This is a genomic window from Solibacillus silvestris (assembly GCF_051967575.1).
In the GTDB taxonomy this organism is placed as follows: Bacteria; Bacillota; Bacilli; order Bacillales_A; family Planococcaceae; genus Solibacillus; species Solibacillus silvestris_B.
The window spans coordinates 58292-76951 of record NZ_JBQCJW010000011.1; the positions used below are offsets into that span (position 1 = coordinate 58292).

Here is an 18660-nt window from a genome sequence, read left to right on the forward strand (position 1 = left end):
ATAGGAATGATTTTTTATTCGCTTTTAACCGTTAGGGAATAGCACTTCTAGCATTTTCAAAATTTGCTCACGTTCAGCTGGAGATAGTTCACGGCCTTTATATTTAGGCTTGACGTTATGCAGCTTTAGGCCAGTGTCCTCCAAAGTCATTAATAAGTGTAAATCACCAGCTGCATCTAGAGCCTCTTCAGGAACCATTCCGAGCATGAAATTACCTTCCTCGAATTCTGCTCCTTCCGCATATCCAGCAGCCTTCAACATTTCGTGATACTCAACTTTCAAGGCAACAGATAGCTTTTTAAGTACATCATAGGAAGGTTTTCTTTCTTTTTTGCTACGCGGATCGAGGCCTTTCTCAAGGGAACTTAGATAGGTGTGACTAATACCTGTTAACCTTTCCATATCCCTTAGAGACCTATTGCCTCTTAAATCACGTAAATATTCACCGAATGTTTGCACGATTTTAATCACCAACTTTTAAATTTTTAATTAATTTTATTGTAAACCATGACTTGCATTTTTGGCAACTATGGTTTATATTGATTTCAGGAGGTGCTATTCATGGTTAGCGTTAATAATCTTAAAGAACTTAGAAAGGTGAGAGGGATGCCTCTTTCCGAACTATCTAGACGAACAGGGTTAAGTCGTGTATCGCTCCGAAAAATAGAGAACAACGAGGTTAATCCTAAATTAACATCAGCTTTAGTTATTGCACGTGAGTTTAACAAATCTGTAGAAGAAATTTTTTTTATAGATGTTGTAAACCAAGATTAGCAAAGTTCGGGTGGTGATTAGATGATACAAGGTGTTGAGGTAAACATTGACAAAAAAGCAGTACAGGAATACGTGAAAGCGCAAATCGATGATTCAATTAGAAGTCAATTATGGTTTGTGACGGTAGATGATATTGCAGAGCTTACACGTATAGGCAAGCGTTGTTTGGAGGATGACGTATTAAGTGATCCGCGAATGAAAATGCTAGAGCGCCGTAAGTCGCGGAAACGTTGGTGGCCAGCTAAAGAAGCGTATCAAGCGATTTATGAAATTACTGCTGAATGGTAAGAGTGGCCCCTCTAAAATAAACATGCTCGGCAGCGTGCTTGAATAGGGGAAGCAGTGGGCAAGGCATGGCGGAAATTCTATTGATTATGAAGGTATTACGGTAAGTGTCTTGCCTTGTTAAATGACCGCGGGCGGATTGAAACGGTAGTGCTATCGATTGAGTTTTTAACTCACATCTATCAACAGATGGCTGGGGAATGGACTAGAAATACCTAGCGAGATTACAGAGGAGAGGAGGAGAAAGGCGTGTTAGAACAAATCAAAAAAGAGTTTCACAAGTGGTTAGATACAATAGACCGTGAGGGCTTGAATGTTTCATTCGATGATGCAGGCGACTTCATTAATGCTCATGCGGTATCTTTTGCGATTGATATGCATTTCGGCAACAAAAGTGCGGAAGAAATAGGGGCGTTCATGAAAAGCGTTTTTGATTACGTGCAGGATGAAGTTCACCCGGTATTCGAATTGAAGCAATGCCGCGCTATCTTCAACAATATTCAGCAGTTACCGGAGCCGCGCAGGACAATTCAATTAAGCAAGCTTATGAGCGATATGGAGCGCAATTTCAGTATACCTATGCTAAACAATGAAGTGTTCAATGCCGCTAATGTAGAGGTCGTTTCGCTTTACAGAGAGGTAAGCAATGCGCGAGACCTATAAAGCTTAAGTGCGGCAAAGTTTAGTACACATAAAAAGATAAATAGAACAGGAGGTTTGAAAATGAATGTTCAAGCAAATGAATTAACAGCAGTAGTAGCAGATGTGCAAGAGGTAGTCGGGGCAATTGCGCCAGCAGTATTACAGGTATTTGAGGTTGTAGCAGCGTTTGAGGCAGTGGTGAAAGGCGATATGGTTTGTGAAGAAATCCTAGCAGCTAAAAAAACGCTATTCAAAGATATGTATCGCGTTGTTATGGATATCGATTCAATTGAAGTTATCGAGGAGCTAGAGGCGCTTCGTGCCGTTTTATGTGATGTGAAAGAGGTGAATATAGGTGAAGGTGTCGAGTTATAGTCATTCAACAGGCACAGGGGCATGGCGGATTGACGTAACAGTCGCAGAGGACTGGAGATGTACAGAGGTCTTTGTAGACGTTCTTAAGAAAAAGAAAAACGGCAAGTATGGATTCATGGGGAATCACGATACCGCGCCGCTTTACTTGATGCAAAAGATTTCACATATTCTCGAAAGCTTACAAGTAGAGCGCATAGATCGCCTTCATTTAAAAGGCATACACAAGCTGCATAGTGAAACTTATCGAGTGAATTTCAGTAGTCGTTTAAAAACAGAGTTTGTTACTTCATAGTGTACACGGAGGGATAATCATGAATCATTCAACATTAAAAGCTGAATAGACTATCAATAGCCTAGCATTCTTTACCGGAGAGTGCTGGGCTAGCCTCGTTCTTTTCGTCAGCTAGGCGAGAAAGAGTACTTGAAAAACATTTCTTACAGTAATTATACAATTTCGCATAATACTGTGCAACTAGAATATAGAGGAGTGGCATGGATGGATTTTAATTATTTTGAAGCATATAACCGAAAAACAAAACGATATAAAGAAGTAATTTCAACATGGGATGCCTTTGTAGAACGTTTGCGTGAGCCGCATGTATCGACTGAAACATATGCCGAGTACATGGCTTTACCGAAGTCGCAGCAGGATGATTTAAAGGATAAAGGCGCGTATTTTCTAGGCACTTTGAAAAACGGTATGCGCTCGAAGGAAACAGTAGTGAATCGGTTTGCGGTAACGCTTGATATTGACCATGCAGACAGTTCTTTAAATTGGTCTGATGTACAAGCAGCTCTGCCTTTTACACTGGTAATGCATAGTACACGTAAACACAGCGCAGAATCGCCGCGCTATCGTATTATCATTCCACTAGATAGAAAGGTAGGTTACGTTGAATACAATGCAGTAGCGCGGCTGTTAGGCGGTAAAATCGGTATCGAATATGTAGATGATACGACATTCCAATTTGAACGTATGATGTACTATCCTACTGTTTCGAAGGATGCAGAATACATTTTCGAGGTGCAAGAGTTACAGGTCTTAAATGCAGATGAGTTTTTAGCGGAACATGTGGGGTGGCAGAAAACCGAAAACTTACCGTATTCAGAGCGCGGCCGTGAACATTTAAATCACCGAATGGAAATGAAGAAAGCAGGCGATCCATTAACGAAGCCGGGAGCAGTAGGTTTATTCAATCGTACTTATTCGATTCATGATGCGATAGAAACGTTTTTACCTGATGTTTACGAGTATGTAGGGGACGAGCGTTATACGTATCTGGGTGGCTCAACAACAGGCGGTGTACTGATTTACGATAATATTTTCACCTACTCTCACCATTCAACAGATCCGTGTAGCCAGAAACTTTGTAACGCATTTGACCTTGTACGGATTCATTATTTTGGTGAATACGATGATTCGGACGAAAAGAACATCCTAAAGTTAGCCTCATATACGGAAATGGTGAAGCTAGTAGCGAAGGACGAGAAATGTAAAGTGCAAGAAAGAGCCGATGCGATGGCGATTTGCATTGAGGATTTCGAGGATGAGGTTGATACGGAACTAGCTGAAACAGTTGAACGCAGCAAGGAACTTGATATTGATTTGTCAGATGCTTTTTTCGGTAAGCATGGCTTTAATCCTGTAAAACTTGCTAGAGCGATTAACGAGATTACGCCAGTTATTTGTGTGGACGGTGTACTGTACGTTTACGATAGAGGCGTTTATAAAGCGGATAGGGAGCGTAAGATTCGCCGCTATGCCGCTAACATATTAGGGGAACGTTATAGATCGTCACACGGTAATGAGGTTGTAGAGGTGTTAAAAGACTTGAATACCGTTACGTCAATGGAGCTTGAAAAGCCGCGCACAGACGTAATAAACCTTAAAAATGGGCTGTATGAGATTAGAACAGGTAAGCTACTACCGCATACGAAGGACTTTGTTTCGTTTGCTCAAATCCCAGTAGCGTATGATGCAAAAGCTAAATGCCCAACCATTGATAAATTCATTAAAGATGTAGTGCCGGCCGATAGCGTAAATATGATTTATGAGATTTTCGGACTTTGCTTAATACCTCAAACATTTAGCGCAGCGTTCTTCTTTCTAGGAGAAGGGCGAAACGGTAAAAGTACGATGATTGAGTTATTAACGGCATTTGTGGGTGAGGACAATGTATCAAACGTTACACTTCAAGATTTATCGGCAAACCGTTTTAAGTTGGCGCAACTGCAACATAAGCTGGTGAATGCATACGGGGATTTACCGTCAACGATGTTGAGTGAAACGGATATTTTCAAATCCATTTGTACAGGCGATAAGGTGAATGCAGAGCGTAAGGGTGTGGATGCTTTCAACTTTAAACCGTATGCGCGGCTTGTGTACGGCATGAACAAGATGCCTGCAACGCGTGACTTCTCAAATGGCTTTACACGCCGATTGAAAATTATTGAGTTCAATAAACCGGTTAAAAATCCCGATGTGAAATTGATTGAAAAGATGACAACGGCTAGTGAGCTATCGGGGCTATTGAATAAAGCATTGAAGGGCCTAGAGCGATTACTGGAGCGCGGCTGCTTTGAGAATAACGAAAGTACAAAGGCGGCACTTGCTAGCTATGTGAGCGTGAATGATCCGCTTGAATCATTTATTGAGGAGCATTGTTTGAGAGGTGACGGTTTCCGCGTTAGCTGTAAAGACTTCAACAATCGATACATCTCATATTTACATGAGCAGCATTTTACACGCATTCCTAACAGCAATCAGGTTAAAACGGATATGCAGTCAAAAGGATTTAAAGCGAGCCGTGTATATGGCGACACTCGTCAGTCTTATCAAGGTCTATCTTTAAATGAAGATTTTGACGACCTACTTTTATAAATCTTAGCCATACGTAAAAAAGACGTATGCATACGCTTTTCATACGTCTTTTTGAAATGGCTTCAAGCATTGGTATTACTACATTTCTTGTATTACATACGTCTTATACGTCTTTTTTCTAACTTCTTAAGTAAGAATAAAAAAAGAATAAAAATGTAAAAAGAAATGTAGAAATATAGAGGAAGAATTTCAGAAAAGGCGTATAAGGCGTATAAGACGTATATGTTCGAAACGAAATGAACGGAAAGCCTTTAATATCAAGGATTCAACGCATATATGCAAGATACGTAAAAGGCGTATGAAAAGCGTATAAAGTGGCAAAAAAGCGTATAACGTACAGAACAAATATTGAGGGAGCGTAATTTATGAGAAAACCAAAATTCAAAAAAGAGCGCATAGATGTGCCATCCGTATTGAGGATAGAGCATCAACAGTCGAAACGAGTAATGCAAGATTACAGTTGCGGTCATTGCGGATTCCGATATTGTGATCAGGTAGATACAAAAAGTAAGCTGTGCCGAACAGTTGTATGCGCGGTATGTAAAGAGCGTAGCAGCATTTACCTAGATCCGAACTCAAAGGAAACGAAACAGGCGTTGCGCATGCTGGAGGTTGTTCTTAAGCTGAATAAAGTGTTCAAAGCTTTACGTTGGTTTAACCCCGAAAAGAGCTACCGTACAAAATCATAACTACTAAAGTTTGTAACAGATAGATAAATTTAAGGAGTTGATTATAAAATGGAAAATCAATTAAAAGAGGCTTTTTTAAATTTTATGGGAGGGGATTTAAGCGTTCTAAATAAAAATAACGGCTTTTTTGTTGAATTAGACAGAAACTTATTTCCCGCGTTGGAAATTTTCGATACAGGTAATACGGGAAAAACAGAATTCAACTCATTCGATTACATTAGATTATCGAAGCTACTAACAGAAAAGCAAAGAGAAGCATTCGTACTTTACTATACCGGACATTCAATGGCAGCCATTGCTGCACGTTTTGGAGTAAGCAAATCGACCATACAAGATCGTTTGAAATTTGCTAGAGCAACATTAGAACGTTTTAAATGTGAAGCAAATTGAATAGAGGTTTAGCATCTAAGGAAAGGGGTATTAGTATGATGGTTGAATTAAGGTGCACTGAATGCGGTAAATTATTGGGCAAAGCAGCTAAAGAATATGAGGCTGCATCATATAATCCAGATTTAGAATTGAAATGCCGGAAATGTGGCACAATCAACAAATATAAAAGAAAATAATCCAGAGACTCCAGAAGTCCATTACAGTACAGCGATGTATTGTGGTGGACTTCTTTTCTTTTATACGTATATGACGTATTTAGTTGGAAAACGAGGCTTTTTGTATAAGTATAGTAGCTCTAAACGTTGATGTGTAGCGGTTTCGGTGTATACCCTCCCCCTGTATTTGAAAAGAGGTGAAATGTTTGTCTATTTATCGACGTAAACGACAAATTGAACAGTTAGAGGCGGTTTTAAAAATACAGATAAAGCTAACCCCTGAGGAGCGTTTGAGAAAGTATTTTTTTTACCTCCAGAAGGCTTTTAAATCATATGAGAACCCACCAAAACGAGAATTTTATGCAGCAAAAGCAGTGCGATGTTTAAGAAACATGAAGGATTAAGAAAGAAAGGAAGTGATTACATGACTAGACAAGCTCAAAGAAAGGATGTTCCCAATAAACGTATCGTTAAACAGCAGCATGTACGGGCGTTACTGAACGAAACGATTAACGAACTCCGTAGAATTGAACCAATTACGGCAAAAGACCATATCGATAAAGCACGAGTGCTTGGATATCTTTCAGATATTATTATGAGAAATATTAGTGAGCATGAGTTGGAGAAGCAAGTAGAACTCCTGAAAAAACAGGTTGAAAATCTACAAAACAGAAGTAATTCTGATAGTTCTAATAACTGGAGTGATTTTAATGATTAATCGTTTAACACGTAAGGTTGAAAGTTTAACTCAAAGTATTGAAGATTTAACGGGAGTAAATGAAGATCGTATTTTTATTTATCGGGGCAGAGATGCATTCAGAAAAGATCAAAAACGTATCGCCCGCTATAAAAATGCTCATGCGATTATCATTAGTCCAGCAAAACCAAAAGAGGTGGAGGTAAATGAAAACGATTAAGGAAAGGCAGCAGTATATCAAAGAGAAATTGAAGCAGATGGATCAGCTGACTATTTATATGCAGATGCACAGAGCTATTCGGCTTCTTAATTACAGTACAGCTGTCAGTAAATTAGTTCGAGGGCAAGCACAAAAGGAGGAGGTAAATTGATTGGTTACTTTTCAAAATGGACTGCTTTACAGCCCTAATTTTGAAGTAATTGCCGCTACATTATCAGATAAAGTGTACAAGCCTACCGTATTTGATGGAGGGAAAAAGATTATCCCTGCTGGTACTTTTCTATCCCGAGGCTCTATAACGGAAGGAGATCAGGGAAAAGTCTATGCCTATTATACGGACGATAATGTGTTCGGCATTCTGCTTAAAAGGCTTTACAGGTGGGGATGGTACAGAGTTATATCTCAGTAACGTTGTAAGTCATTTATCTGGAACTGATCACTTTTTCCGCTAAACGTTACATTACTCAACAAAGGATTTAAATTTAACAGTTGTCGTGTAGATGTCAATCGCAGGGCTATAGCGTTGCACGGGATTAAAGCGACAGATAGGAACGAGAGTAAGATACAACGGTTGTGCGGTGGCTTATACCAGTGCATAGGCGGTACTTACTCAAAAAAATAATAAAGAAAGGCGATGAAAACTTGATTACTGTAAAACATGACGGTAATGAAATTCCGATTAATTATATAAAATCCGCGAACCGCCGATTTCCAATGAATGATATACCGGAAATGAATATGATAGTCGTCAGGCATAAAGATAACCCGGCGTACCCTTACTTAAATGAAGAAGCAATCATTGTTACTCCGGATGATCATGAATGGCGCATAAAAGTAGAAAGCGAAGTCACCCATTATAAAAATCTAAATTCACAGCATATTTTGATGGACCTCACTAATCTGGAATTCAACCAGTTGTTAGAAGGTCCACAAACACCCAGAGAACTCCTATCGGCTATTTTAGATGACACCGGCTTCAGTTTAGACTTAAATGCTACAGGTTTAAATAGTGTAACAGTTAGTGGATTCGGCCGGAAAAATTGTTGGCAGTTATTAAAGGAAGCATGTGAGCTGTTAAATGCTGAATTCACTGTATTACCTGGTCGTGTAATTTGTATCAGAAAGGCATTAAGTTCCGATAAGGGCAAGCAATACCGTTTTGGTTATAACTTAAAAAACGTCACGAAAAAAACGAACTCTACGGACATTGTGACCCATGTAACAGTGAACTACGGCGAAAAACACTCGTTAAGTGAAACATTCGTCAGTCCGAACGCGGAAAATTATGACCAACCCTATTACGGTGACATCATCAATGATGAGCGTATTACAGACAGGGAAACTGCTAAAAAACGTGCGGAAATCAAATTCAAAGATATTGATCTCTCATATGAGTTGGATATCGCACAGATCGGCAACGATGTTGAACTTGGTGAAACCGTACACACCACTTATGAACCGTTGAATGACTTGAATATTACTACCCGGATATTGAAGTTGCGTGATGACTGGAATGGTGATGAATTTATTCTCACAGAAGCAACCGTTGGCAATTATGTATTTAAAACGGCCAATCAAATCCTTATAGATCAAATAAACGATACTGAAAAAGATGTAACCGAAAAGATTGATGAAACAAAAGAAGTCATCAATAAAAATATGCATTTCAAGTTCCGGGAAACAGAAGAAAAGATGCTGGATCAGTATACAACGGTGACTAGTGAATACACATCTGCTATTTCCATCTCTGCAAAGGCTTTAACAACGGATTTCAATGAGAAGGTAACAACCGTCAACAATTCGATAACGGCACAATATACGAAGATCACAGCGGAATACAACTCTCAAATATCGCAAACCGCGCAACAGATTCGTTCGGAAGTAAATGCGAGTGTTACGAGTATTGGAACGGATATTCAAAATGTACGAAATGATGTATCAAGTGTTACGCAAAGAGCAGGCTTAATAGAATCGCGCGTCAATTCAACAGAAACAAATATCAGCAGCCAAGGTACGAGAATTGCAAGCGCGGAATCAATCATTTCACAGCAAGCCGCTCAGATTTCACAACGTGTATCATATACCGACTTTACTGGCAGCCGTATCACGTCATTGATTAACCAGGACCCGTATGCTGTATCAATTAGTGCAAGTAGGATTAATTTAACTGGTGCTGTGGTGGTAAATGGTAAAATTGAAGGCGCTACATCAATTGATGTAAGTAATGATATAACGGTAGGTACCACTTTGCAAATCGGTCAAAATTGGCAATCTTCTTATCCAAAAGCTATTCGTTTTGCTGGACAATTTGGAACTGCAGGTATCGCTTATAATAACGGTGACTTAACAATAAGTGCATTGAGTAATATTAATTTAGATGCAGATCGAGTTAATATCCTTGGAACCTTAACAGGTAACATAAATGCATCGTCTGTGAATGGAATTACTATGGCGTATAGTACAAGCGGTGGCAAAAAATATATGACGTTTAGACAAAATGGCGCCTACTTAGGACAAGTAGAAATTGCATAAAAGGGAGCAAATTAAAATGGAACAAAAATATTTAGTTTCTTTAGTAGACGGTATTAAATTTTTCACAACAGATGTAAATTTATCAACTCTAAACGGGTTAATGAATCAAAATAAAATATTAGCAGTAAAAATCGGCGGTAAAACATTTACAAAGCAACTAATCGGCTTTGTAGCTAAAGCTGAATCAATTGAAACTGCTAATAAAAATGTAGTGTTAAAGATTAATAATGAATTGTTGTTTGTGCAATCTGAAAATGTCGACGCGGCCACTACAGATTTAACAGATTCCTTAAACAAGAAAGCCTATGTTTTATTTGATGGAGTTCTGTTTAACCGAAGTTTATTCCAATACGCAGAGCCATTTAATGAAGAAGTACCAGAGGCGTAACAGTTGGTGTAGTGAATGGATGAAATGCGTGCCATTTTGTTGGAAAGCTATCGAGAAACTTTGAAAGCTACAAGGCAGTTGCTCGAAACTGCTTCCAGCGAAGATGAAGCGAAAATAATCAGAGGCATGATAAACGATTTAGATTATGCACGCCAATATTTGAAATGTGGATACGATCCGAAGGACTGGAACTCCGGTATTCATCAAAGGGAACAGTTGTCTAGCTACCATAATAGACGCTTATTATTAAATACAGACCATATATTTTTTAGTGTGAAAGACCATATGTAGATATTAGGGGACGTTCTCCAGTGTAATCGTACTATAAGAGATGAGGACAAGTTAAAAATTCGATACGTGTTAGCTGAGCTTACAGAGAAACAATTAACTTGCTACTTGTTGCATGTTGCTCACACTCGTACTTTTGAACAAATAGCTGAAGAATTAGGAGTTAAAGTATCAACTGTGCAAACTCACATTGAGAGAGCACGGGAGAAAGTAGCAGCTGCTGCCAAAGAACTAAATAAATCAGAAAAATTACAGCACCCGCTTTAAAATTGCGGGTGTTTTTTCTTTTCTTTTGGAAAGGATGAGATCAAGGAGGAAGAGTATATGAATAGTATAAAACCGCAAATTGTTTTACCGGAAATTGATATGGTTTTAGTAAGAATGAGGCGTAACTTACCGATTAAGTTAGCTCATCTTGCTACGTATGATAAACAGGCAGCATTAAGCATTCTTCGGGATTGGGGAGAAGGGGTGAAACCACTTAGAGCTCTATGGGATGATGTTAATAGGGATTTGGAAAAATATGAATGAAAAACCTTTCAAAGTACCCGAAATTGACATGGAGAAGGTACGTATTAACGCCGCATTTCCTGTCCGCCTAGCGCAATTATCGAGAATTGATCAAGATTCTGCTATACGAATTCTTCAGAAATGGGGAACGCCTGACTTGTCCAGTCATGGTATGCATATATTATGGGAAGAGCTGAAAGAGGAATTATTGAATTGTGGTAGGCCATGTTAGCCAGAACAGTAATATGTTTAAATTTTTATTCCTATACAAGCGCTGCCAAGTGTATTTTTATAATTAGGGTTCAACTCTAATAAATGCTCAACTATTACCTTAAATAAACCCTAACGAGTAGCATTTTAATGCTTTAATCTGCAGAGTAAGATAAGGGGGAAATCTCTAGAAACATCGATTTAACATTGTTCTAGGGCATGAAGTGTTGCTCGTTGAATAATAAATGAATTGTCCGTGTAAGGCTTTAAATGAAGTACTACAACAACCTGTTAAAACTTGTGGTTGTACCACATACCTAAATAGCGATTTTAATCAACGGAAATTTCCGTTCGTAAGCATAAAAGCACTGACTGCAAAATTCGCGGTTAGTGCTTTTTTAAATTCCTATTCAAGCTCACTGCCGAGCAATTATTCTATTTAGGGTTCAAACCCTAACGCAACCCTAAACTATTCATTTTTAATGCATTTTAACGCAAAGTTGATTATATAGAAAAAAGCCCTGAAACGCTTGATATACAACGTTTCTAGGGCTTTTAGTATTGCTAAATGCAACGCAATTTTATTAACGTGAGTAGAACTCTACGATAAATTGTTCGTTGATTTCACCAGATAATTCAGAGCGCTCTGGTAAACGTACGAATGTACCTACTTTAGAGTCTGCATCGAATGATAAATATTCTGGTACGAAGCTGTTTACTTCGATTGATTCAGCAACAACTGAAAGGTTAGCTGATTTCTCACGTAAAGAGATCGTTTGACCTGGTTTTACTGAGTAAGATGGGATGTCAACGCGGTTACCATCAACTGAGATGTGACCGTGGTTAACTAATTGACGAGCTGCACGACGAGTGCGAGCTAAACCTAAACGGTAAACTAGGTTGTCAAGGCGAGTTTCAAGTAAAATCATGAAGTTTTCACCGTGTACACCTTGTAATTTACCAGCACGTAGATAAGTGTTTTTGAATTGACGTTCAGTCATACCGTACATATGACGTAATTTTTGCTTTTCAGTTAATTGTAGACCGTACTCTGATTTTTTACCACGTGAGTTCGGACCGTGTTGACCTGGTGCGTAAGGGCGTTTTGCGATTTCTTTACCTGTGCCGCTTAATGAAATACCAAGACGACGAGATAGTTTCCAAGATGGACCTGTATAACGAGACATAATTGTGTCTCCTCCTTAAAATTGGTTTTTGTTGTAAAAGAAAAAACCAGTTGTACCCGACATTAAACGGTATTCTATTTTCATGTATCTTCGCCCATGCAGCCGAAAGGGTTACACAATACACCATTCTAAAAAAATAGAAGGAATAAAATACATCGATTAAGTTATACAACTACTGCATTCATTTTACACAAAGGCTATTGTAACTTTTTTTTTGCTATCCGTCAACAAAGAACAATCCCTTTTCATCGCAGCATTAAGGTTAAAACTGTAGTTGGAAAAAGAGGTGGATTAGTAGGGGACTTCGCTTGGCAAATAAATAGAATAAAGAAAACTTAACATATTGTAGGTAATTAAGCATAAGATAAACTATGATTGAAAGTGAGGAATAAAAATTACTTCATGGAAACTAATACAATTAGCGGTGTTTACTAGAAAAATATAACAAAAATAAATAGTCAAATAGGCATGAAAAGTGTATACTTAAGAAAAAGTTATAAGTAACTGACATGGCAATAGTGAAAGAAAAGGTGATTTAATGGTGGAAAATCAACTAAAGATTGATCGATTTAAATCTGATGTCCTAAGCCTTTGTATGAATTCAAATTTACAGCTAAATAAATTTTATGACTACTTGCAAATATTGGAGGAAAGCTTGGCTAGATTCTTCAATATGGAAGATTGCTTTTTGTTTCAAGTAAGTGAAGATAAATTTAAACCGACTTATAACATAGAAGTTTTGAATGTCGAATTAACATTAAATTTATTGCAGCCATTTTTAAATGGAAACAAAGTAGTGGATTTACCTGAGTTTATAAAAGAACTATCCTATTTCAAATACCATACGGATCTAATGCCGCTTATGATTAATAATAAAATCGAAGGAATCATCGTCTTCAAATATAATAAGGCAAATGCTCCTATACAAACAGAATTAACTGAAGATATTATAAATGAAATTTCATATGTTCATAATTTTTTGGTGCAAAAATATGAAGTGCAATCAAATGAACAAAAGTACCGCAAGCTTTATGGCATGACAGATCTTTTTCATTCGACGATGGATATAGACGTTATTTTGGAAAATGTGCTTATTACAATTGAAGAAAATTTTTCGGATTTAGAAGTAGAGTTGATTTTATCAAATGATCAAGATCGTCAAACAAGGGTACGCATAAAGCCGTTCGATTATTTATCAGAGCGCCCGTCAACGATTGAGTCTTTCGTATCAGGGGAGATAAAAGAGGATGTGGCAAGTGAACTAAACTGTCGATTATTAAATGCGCCAATTAAAGGAAGGCAGGCAATATACGGGATTTTACAGGTGAAGGCGCCACTAAACTACTCCTTTTCAAACACGGAAAAAGAATTTATCCGGATGCTTGCCCAAGCTTCAGGAAATGCATTAGAAAACGCGAAACTGTATCATCAATCGCATCGCTTAATCAGTGACTTGCAATTAATCAATGAAACTTCACATCGCTTAAATATGAAATTGACGATTAATGAAATGCTTTTATTTTTGCAAAAACAATTATTGAAATCGTTTCAGCCGATGGAAGTCGGGTTTTTATTTAAGGAACACGATTATTATGTGATGACAGAAGCATGTACGACACTATTTAATAATGATGCGCGCCATATGTATATCCAGCACGTCGAGAAGCATTTTCACGTGACGCAAGATCCATTGTTTATCGCGGATTTCAGCCGTCTCATTTCAGAAAACATCGATTATAAGTCGGTAATGGCCATTCCGATGATTGTGGAAGAAGATATTATCGGCTTCAGCATTGTATTGCATAAGGAGCCATACTTCTTCTCGTTTGATAGTTTCAAATTAATGCAATCGCTCATTCATCATTCATCGTTAGCTATTTCGAACTCTGTTTTGCGGGAGCAGCTGCAAGAGATGGTGGATCGCGACCATTTAACAAAGCTTTTTGCGCGCAGCTATTCTGATTCATATGTGGAAAAATCGATTCAAAAGGATGATTCTGGCATGTTCCTTTTAATTGATATCGATAATTTTAAAAAGGTTAACGACACATACGGGCATCAAGTTGGAGATGAGGTGCTTGTCCAAATCGCACTGCAGCTTCAAAAGGAAATTGGCACGAGGGGAATTTGTTCGCGATGGGGCGGTGAGGAGCTTGCTGTGTACATCCCGAATATTCTGGAAAGCGAGGCAATGAAAGTTTCCGAAGAGCTTGTCGATATTGTACCGAAAGTGACGAGCCCGTCTGTAACGATTTCCGCTGGCATGATCACATGGCATAAAGAAAGCCGCCCGGATTTTCAGGAAATCTTTCTGCATGCCGATACTGCATTATATAACGCAAAACATAAAGGGAAAAACCGCGTTTGCGTTTTCGAAAATTCAATGGAACTACAACATTAAAGAACAAAAAAGGGAGTGCCCGGAAATTCATTTCGGTGGCACTCCCTTTATGACGAAGAAGGCTGTGTTAAAAGTCGAGGGAATTTTTTAATGCAGTTTTTTTGTTGTGAAGGAAACTACAGATTTTGGCATGGTGGATAACTTGGTAAGAAAGTGTTGTCCCCCGTCCAGGCAAATCACGCCAAAGAGGCTGATTCCCGTAATTCGAGATGGAGGATCCGCTATTAACAGTTGGAGGATCCTGTTTAAGTGCCCACTTTAATTAATAGACGGAAAAATTCCCCTTATTTTAAAAATACAACACAAAATGGCGTAAATAGACGGAGAAATTCCGCCTATTGACCAAAAAAACATGAAAATGGAGAATTTTCCTTTGCATAACCGGAAAATTTCCGCTTATTTACCAAGAAACGAGCCCTATTGCACAAATAACCGGAAAAACTCCGCTTATTTCTTCATCACTCATCACTTAATTTAGAGCCAAAAATCCTATCCATAAATGTGGATTCATTCCAATGCGAGAGAGGGGCTGTTATTAAAAATGAAATCGGATTTTTAATAATCATAGTTTTTCAGCGTCCTTGGCAAAAGTGGTGGAACATATACCTTTGTGTCGCACCCTCGAATGTCTCGCAGAGTCGAACGGGTGCCTTTGTTCTTCCTTTATAAATGTTTTAACAGCATGTCGACAAACTTTTCTAAACCTTCTTTATCTTCATCGGAAAAACGCGCTTCAATTGGGCTATCGATATCCAAAACACCCAATACTGCACCATCTTTAATTAACGGAATGACGATTTCCGATTTTGACGCTGCGTCACAGGCGATATGACCCGGGAATGCATGGACATCTTCGACAACAATTGTTTGCTGTTTTGCAACAGCTGTGCCGCAAACGCCGCGCCCAACTGGAATGCGGACACAAGCCGGCAAGCCTTGGAATGGACCGAGCACTAATTCGCCATCTCTCATCAAATAAAATCCAACCCAATTGATATTTTCCAAAAAGTAATTCAATAATGCCGATGCGTTGCTTAAATTTGCAATGGAATCTTTTTCCCCATCGAGCAATGCACCCAGCTGTTTTGAAAGCTGCTCGTATTGTTCTGTTAAAGTACCGTTGTAAGTAATATTTGAAAACATGGTAACCTCCGATTAAAAAGTAATTTTTTGCTGCAAAAATTCGTAATGCTTGTGCAAATCATGTGCAGTATGTGCGTCAGAGCCAAAGATGACAGGTATTTGCAAATTTTTTGCAAGCTGCACATACTGCAATGGCGGATAGGGCTCTTTACAAAAAACTTTACTCAAACCCGCACTATTGAAATCAAGTTCATAATGATGTGCTCTCATGATCTCCAGAATTTCTTTAATTTGCGGTGCATCATCAATTTTTTCGGAATGTGCAAGCTGGAACTTATGAATTAATGTTGGATGCCCGATACGCTTTGGCTTGTATCGGCCCAAGTCTGCTAAAATCGACTTTTTAACCGTTTCATAATAGAGCTCGTACATACGGGCAATCCCGCCAACCTTATTGGCAAATTGTAAATACACTTCGTCCGAAAAGTCAATGCAAACATAATCGTCCTCTGATTTTAGAAAGTGGACGGATAAAATGGCATCATCCAATAAAGGTCCGAATTCATTCAAAAAATCCCGTGTTTGCTGTTCAAATCCGATAATATAATCCACTTCCAAGCCGATATTAATAATAATTTGCGATTGATAATCCTTTTTTAGCTGCTTAAGCTGCTGAAAATAATTTCGCAAATGCCCGCGAACCATCCCGCTGTCGCTGTCAGGTGTTGGATCGGTAAAGCCTTCAGGCAAAGGGGCATGCTCGGTAAAGGATATTTCCTCAAAACGATGCTCTATCGCTTTTTCTATATATTGTATAAAAGTGTCTTGAGAACCATGTGGACAAAAGGGTGTATGTATATGACCATCCCGCTTCAATTATACGACCTCCTTTTAAAATAGGGATTTGAAAGTAAAAAAACCTGTAAATAGTTAAACAAATACAAAAAAACATGGTATTATTAGAAATACGTATATAGCTAATTTATTGATTTTTTTTGGGATTAGGGGGCTTACAATGAAGTATATCATCATTGTTGTCGTCATACTATTAGCATTATTAATTGCAGGATTAGTAGTACGACGTAAGCATAATGCAGAAATAGGACGATTAGATAAAGAAAAATTACAAATCCAACACTATCCAATTTTTGAGGAGCTCGCAAAAGTAAAGGCGCTTAATATGAATGGTCAAACGGAAGAACTATTCGAAAACTGGCGCAATCGGTGGTTAGATGTTGTCGATAAGCAAATTCCGAAAATTGATGAAATGCTGTTTGATGCGGAAGAATTTATCGACCGTTTCAAATTCGGCAAAGCGACACATACAGAGCGTGAAATCGAGCAGGAGCTTACAAAATGTGAGCAAGTCCGCGTACAGATTATTACCGAACTGGATGAATTAATCGGCAGTGAAGAAAAAAACCGAATCGAAATGGAACAGCTGAAAGAATATTACCGCTCTGCGCGTAAAACGATTTTGGCTCACCAACATTCTTTTGGCCCCGCTTTAGAAGAGCTGGAAAAGAAGCTTGAGCAATTCACACCAAAATTTGAAGAGTTTGATGAGTTGACGAAAGAAGGAAACTACCTGCAAGCCCGTGAAATTGTACTTCAGCTAAACAGCGAGGCACAAGTGATTTTTAGCCTATTAAATGAAGTGCCGACATTACTTACGGAAATCCAGACAAAAATTCCGACAGCGATTCATGAACTGCGCAATGGCCAGCGTGAAATGGAAGAACAAAATTATTATTTGCGCCATTTAGAGCTTACAGAATATTTGGATGGTCTCGAAAAAGAACTGGAAATGTTGAAGGCGGCGATTGCCGAGTTGAATTTGCAAGCTGTCTCACCTCGTATTCAAACGATCAATGATGAAATCGATCATTTTTATAATTTGCTGGAAAAAGAAGTAATGGCAAGAAAATATGTTGAGCGGAATTGTTCAGGCATGTACAGCACGATCAATGAAGTGATGCGCTTAACGAAAGATATTAGCGATGAAGTTGCATATGTGCAGCATAGCTATCGTTTGCAGGACAAAGAGGCGGAAATCCCGAAAGTTGGTTTGAAACATTTGGAAGTTTTGCAAAAACGCTATGAATTGTTGTCGACGCGTGTTCAGGAAGAGAAGTCTGCCTATTCCAGCCTGCAAGAAGAGCTAAAGGAAATCACGGACGAAATTGAACAAATTGCCGAAGAACAGGAAAGCTTCTCGAATAAACTAAAAAATCTGCGCATTGATGAAAATAAGGCAAGGGCTGAATTGGAAGCTTTAAAGCGTTTATTGCAAAATACAGAGCGTCTATTAGGCCGTGCGAATATTCCAGGTATCCCCGAGGAAATGGATGCGCGGTTGGAAGAAGCGGCAGAACACATTTTTGTCGTCGTGCAAAGCTTACAGGAAGTACCGCTTAATATTGTGCAAGTAAACCAGCATTTATTAAGCGCAAAGCAATCGATTGAGGAAACACATGAAAAAGCGCAGGAAATGATTGAAAATGTATTAATTATTGAACGCCTTATTCAATTTGGGAACAGATACCGCGCAAATAACCGTCAAGTGCATGAAAGTTTACTAGAAGCTGAAGACGCATTTAAAAAGTTTCGCTACATAAAGGCGCTTGAAGACGCGGCAAAAGCGGTCGAACTTGTGGATCCGAATGCCATTAAGCGCATCGAGGAGCTTGTACAAGAGCAGTTATTATCAAAATGATAAGCATAACGGTTACATGTTCCATCATTTAGCGTTATAATAAATAAGCCAATTAAAGGAGGTTGTGTTAATAGTCATTTTGACCATTAACACAACCTCTCTGTTTAGTAAGTATTTGCTATAATATATTGCTCCTGCGGTGGTTGAAATAAATTCCTGCCATCCACATTGTAAAGGAAGTGTTCCGAAATGACTTTCCGGGCACTTCCTTTTATACGGAAATCAGTTTGAAAAAAG

24 protein-coding genes are annotated in these 18660 nt (G+C 38.6%); 20 read left to right on the forward strand and 4 right to left on the reverse strand.

Annotated features, from left to right (window positions below):
* Window positions 1-24: 24 nt before the first annotated feature.
* Complete coding sequence (locus ACTHOQ_RS09370; RefSeq protein WP_440495705.1) at window positions 25-459, reverse strand: helix-turn-helix domain-containing protein; 435 nt, start codon at window positions 457-459, stop codon at window positions 25-27.
* 102 nt (window positions 460-561) lie between these two features.
* Here ACTHOQ_RS09370 and ACTHOQ_RS09375 point away from each other — a divergent pair, with 102 nt between their 5' ends.
* The 18 genes from ACTHOQ_RS09375 to ACTHOQ_RS09460 all read left to right on the forward strand — a co-directional run bounded on the left by ACTHOQ_RS09375 (window position 562) and on the right by ACTHOQ_RS09460 (window position 10847).
* Window positions 562-774 carry a helix-turn-helix transcriptional regulator gene (locus ACTHOQ_RS09375; RefSeq protein WP_440495707.1) on the forward strand — a complete coding sequence of 71 codons (213 nt, stop codon included), beginning with the start codon at window positions 562-564 and terminating at the stop codon, window positions 772-774.
* A 21-nt stretch (window positions 775-795) separates the two neighbouring features.
* Window positions 796-1062: a hypothetical protein gene (locus tag ACTHOQ_RS09380; RefSeq protein WP_440495709.1), complete on the forward strand. Its 267-nt coding sequence runs from the start codon at window positions 796-798 to the stop codon at window positions 1060-1062.
* A 246-nt stretch (window positions 1063-1308) separates the two neighbouring features.
* Window positions 1309-1722 carry a hypothetical protein gene (locus ACTHOQ_RS09385; RefSeq protein ID WP_440495710.1) on the forward strand — a complete coding sequence of 138 codons (414 nt, stop codon included), beginning with the start codon at window positions 1309-1311 and terminating at the stop codon, window positions 1720-1722.
* A gap of 60 nt (window positions 1723-1782) precedes the next feature.
* Window positions 1783-2076, forward strand: coding sequence for a hypothetical protein (locus ACTHOQ_RS09390; RefSeq protein ID WP_440495712.1), 294 nt, complete (start codon window positions 1783-1785; stop codon window positions 2074-2076).
* On the forward strand, window positions 2057-2368 hold the full coding sequence (locus tag ACTHOQ_RS09395) for a hypothetical protein (RefSeq protein ID WP_440495713.1): 312 nt from the start codon (window positions 2057-2059) through the stop codon (window positions 2366-2368). The genes ACTHOQ_RS09390 and ACTHOQ_RS09395 overlap by 20 nt, the downstream gene beginning before the upstream one ends.
* 204 nt (window positions 2369-2572) lie before the next feature.
* Window positions 2573-4957, forward strand: a complete 2385-nt coding sequence (locus tag ACTHOQ_RS09400; protein WP_440495715.1) for a DNA primase family protein — start codon at window positions 2573-2575, stop codon at window positions 4955-4957.
* A 365-nt stretch (window positions 4958-5322) separates the two neighbouring features.
* Window positions 5323-5646: a hypothetical protein gene (locus ACTHOQ_RS09405; protein ID WP_440495716.1), complete on the forward strand. Its 324-nt coding sequence runs from the start codon at window positions 5323-5325 to the stop codon at window positions 5644-5646.
* 48 nt (window positions 5647-5694) lie between these two features.
* Entirely contained in the window at window positions 5695-6036 is a 342-nt protein-coding gene (locus ACTHOQ_RS09410; RefSeq protein WP_440495717.1) for a sigma factor-like helix-turn-helix DNA-binding protein, read from the forward strand.
* Window positions 6037-6071: 35 nt separating this feature from the next.
* Window positions 6072-6212 carry a Com family DNA-binding transcriptional regulator gene (locus ACTHOQ_RS09415; RefSeq protein WP_440495719.1) on the forward strand — a complete coding sequence of 47 codons (141 nt, stop codon included), beginning with the start codon at window positions 6072-6074 and terminating at the stop codon, window positions 6210-6212.
* Between the two features lie 403 nt (window positions 6213-6615).
* Window positions 6616-6909 (forward strand): hypothetical protein, encoded by a 294-nt coding sequence (locus ACTHOQ_RS09420; protein WP_440495720.1) that lies wholly within the window; start codon window positions 6616-6618, stop codon window positions 6907-6909.
* Window positions 6902-7108 (forward strand): hypothetical protein, encoded by a 207-nt coding sequence (locus ACTHOQ_RS09425; protein ID WP_440495721.1) that lies wholly within the window; start codon window positions 6902-6904, stop codon window positions 7106-7108. Before ACTHOQ_RS09420 ends, ACTHOQ_RS09425 begins: the two co-directional genes overlap by 8 nt.
* The gene (locus tag ACTHOQ_RS09430; RefSeq protein WP_440495722.1) at window positions 7095-7259 is read left to right on the forward strand and encodes a hypothetical protein; all 165 of its coding nucleotides are present in this window, start codon (window positions 7095-7097) and stop codon (window positions 7257-7259) included. The genes ACTHOQ_RS09425 and ACTHOQ_RS09430 overlap by 14 nt, the downstream gene beginning before the upstream one ends.
* On the forward strand, window positions 7260-7517 hold the full coding sequence (locus ACTHOQ_RS09435) for a hypothetical protein (protein ID WP_440495724.1): 258 nt from the start codon (window positions 7260-7262) through the stop codon (window positions 7515-7517). It begins immediately after the preceding gene.
* Between the two features lie 233 nt (window positions 7518-7750).
* Entirely contained in the window at window positions 7751-9640 is a 1890-nt protein-coding gene (locus ACTHOQ_RS09440; protein ID WP_440495725.1) for a phage tail protein, read from the forward strand.
* Window positions 9641-9656: 16 nt separating this feature from the next.
* A complete protein-coding gene (locus tag ACTHOQ_RS09445) occupies window positions 9657-10028 on the forward strand; it encodes a hypothetical protein (RefSeq protein ID WP_440495726.1) in 372 nt (123 codons plus the stop codon).
* A gap of 15 nt (window positions 10029-10043) precedes the next feature.
* Window positions 10044-10319, forward strand: a complete 276-nt coding sequence (locus ACTHOQ_RS09450) for a hypothetical protein (protein WP_440495728.1) — start codon at window positions 10044-10046, stop codon at window positions 10317-10319.
* 66 nt (window positions 10320-10385) lie between these two features.
* Window positions 10386-10583 carry a sigma factor-like helix-turn-helix DNA-binding protein gene (locus ACTHOQ_RS09455; RefSeq protein WP_440495729.1) on the forward strand — a complete coding sequence of 66 codons (198 nt, stop codon included), beginning with the start codon at window positions 10386-10388 and terminating at the stop codon, window positions 10581-10583.
* 57 nt (window positions 10584-10640) lie between these two features.
* Complete coding sequence (locus ACTHOQ_RS09460; RefSeq protein ID WP_440495730.1) at window positions 10641-10847, forward strand: hypothetical protein; 207 nt, start codon at window positions 10641-10643, stop codon at window positions 10845-10847.
* A gap of 773 nt (window positions 10848-11620) precedes the next feature.
* Here ACTHOQ_RS09460 and rpsD read toward each other — a convergent pair.
* A complete protein-coding gene (gene rpsD, locus ACTHOQ_RS09465) occupies window positions 11621-12223 on the reverse strand; it encodes a 30S ribosomal protein S4 (RefSeq protein ID WP_440495731.1) in 603 nt (200 codons plus the stop codon).
* A gap of 538 nt (window positions 12224-12761) precedes the next feature.
* Between rpsD and ACTHOQ_RS09470 the strand changes: the two genes are divergently transcribed.
* Entirely contained in the window at window positions 12762-14624 is a 1863-nt protein-coding gene (locus ACTHOQ_RS09470; RefSeq protein WP_440495732.1) for a sensor domain-containing diguanylate cyclase, read from the forward strand.
* A gap of 663 nt (window positions 14625-15287) precedes the next feature.
* Here the strand turns inward: ACTHOQ_RS09470 and msrC are convergent.
* Both msrC and hisJ read right to left on the reverse strand, forming a co-directional pair.
* On the reverse strand, window positions 15288-15767 hold the full coding sequence (msrC, locus tag ACTHOQ_RS09475) for a free L-methionine (R)-S-oxide reductase MsrC (RefSeq protein WP_440495734.1): 480 nt from the start codon (window positions 15765-15767) through the stop codon (window positions 15288-15290).
* A 12-nt stretch (window positions 15768-15779) separates the two neighbouring features.
* The gene (gene hisJ, locus ACTHOQ_RS09480) at window positions 15780-16583 is read right to left on the reverse strand and encodes a histidinol-phosphatase HisJ (RefSeq protein ID WP_440495736.1); all 804 of its coding nucleotides are present in this window, start codon (window positions 16581-16583) and stop codon (window positions 15780-15782) included.
* Window positions 16584-16722: 139 nt separating this feature from the next.
* On the opposite strand from hisJ, the gene ezrA reads away from it, so the two are divergent.
* Window positions 16723-18423, forward strand: coding sequence for a septation ring formation regulator EzrA (gene ezrA, locus ACTHOQ_RS09485; RefSeq protein ID WP_440495738.1), 1701 nt, complete (start codon window positions 16723-16725; stop codon window positions 18421-18423).
* Window positions 18424-18660: the final 237 nt, after the last annotated feature.

Excerpts from the sequence above, each read along its gene's own strand:
- ACTHOQ_RS09415 (WP_440495719.1), top strand. The coding sequence starts at position 6,072 with ATGATGGTTGAATTAAGGTGCACTGAATGCGGTAAATTATTGGGCAAA.
- msrC (WP_440495734.1), bottom strand. The coding sequence starts at position 15,767 with ATGTTTTCAAATATTACTTACAACGGTACTTTAACAGAACAATACGAG.
- rpsD (WP_440495731.1), bottom strand. The coding sequence starts at position 12,223 with ATGTCTCGTTATACAGGTCCATCTTGGAAACTATCTCGTCGTCTTGGT.
- ACTHOQ_RS09375 (WP_440495707.1), top strand. The coding sequence starts at position 562 with ATGGTTAGCGTTAATAATCTTAAAGAACTTAGAAAGGTGAGAGGGATG.
- ACTHOQ_RS09445 (WP_440495726.1), top strand. The coding sequence starts at position 9,657 with ATGGAACAAAAATATTTAGTTTCTTTAGTAGACGGTATTAAATTTTTC.
- ACTHOQ_RS09420 (WP_440495720.1), top strand. The coding sequence starts at position 6,616 with ATGACTAGACAAGCTCAAAGAAAGGATGTTCCCAATAAACGTATCGTT.
- ACTHOQ_RS09425 (WP_440495721.1), top strand. The coding sequence starts at position 6,902 with ATGATTAATCGTTTAACACGTAAGGTTGAAAGTTTAACTCAAAGTATT.
- ACTHOQ_RS09380 (WP_440495709.1), top strand. The coding sequence starts at position 796 with ATGATACAAGGTGTTGAGGTAAACATTGACAAAAAAGCAGTACAGGAA.
- ACTHOQ_RS09405 (WP_440495716.1), top strand. The coding sequence starts at position 5,323 with ATGAGAAAACCAAAATTCAAAAAAGAGCGCATAGATGTGCCATCCGTA.
- ACTHOQ_RS09400 (WP_440495715.1), top strand. The coding sequence starts at position 2,573 with ATGGATTTTAATTATTTTGAAGCATATAACCGAAAAACAAAACGATAT.
- ACTHOQ_RS09430 (WP_440495722.1), top strand. The coding sequence starts at position 7,095 with ATGAAAACGATTAAGGAAAGGCAGCAGTATATCAAAGAGAAATTGAAG.
- ezrA (WP_440495738.1), top strand. The coding sequence starts at position 16,723 with ATGAAGTATATCATCATTGTTGTCGTCATACTATTAGCATTATTAATT.
- ACTHOQ_RS09450 (WP_440495728.1), top strand. The coding sequence starts at position 10,044 with ATGGATGAAATGCGTGCCATTTTGTTGGAAAGCTATCGAGAAACTTTG.
- ACTHOQ_RS09390 (WP_440495712.1), top strand. The coding sequence starts at position 1,783 with ATGAATGTTCAAGCAAATGAATTAACAGCAGTAGTAGCAGATGTGCAA.
- ACTHOQ_RS09470 (WP_440495732.1), top strand. The coding sequence starts at position 12,762 with ATGGTGGAAAATCAACTAAAGATTGATCGATTTAAATCTGATGTCCTA.
- ACTHOQ_RS09410 (WP_440495717.1), top strand. The coding sequence starts at position 5,695 with ATGGAAAATCAATTAAAAGAGGCTTTTTTAAATTTTATGGGAGGGGAT.
- ACTHOQ_RS09460 (WP_440495730.1), top strand. The coding sequence starts at position 10,641 with ATGAATAGTATAAAACCGCAAATTGTTTTACCGGAAATTGATATGGTT.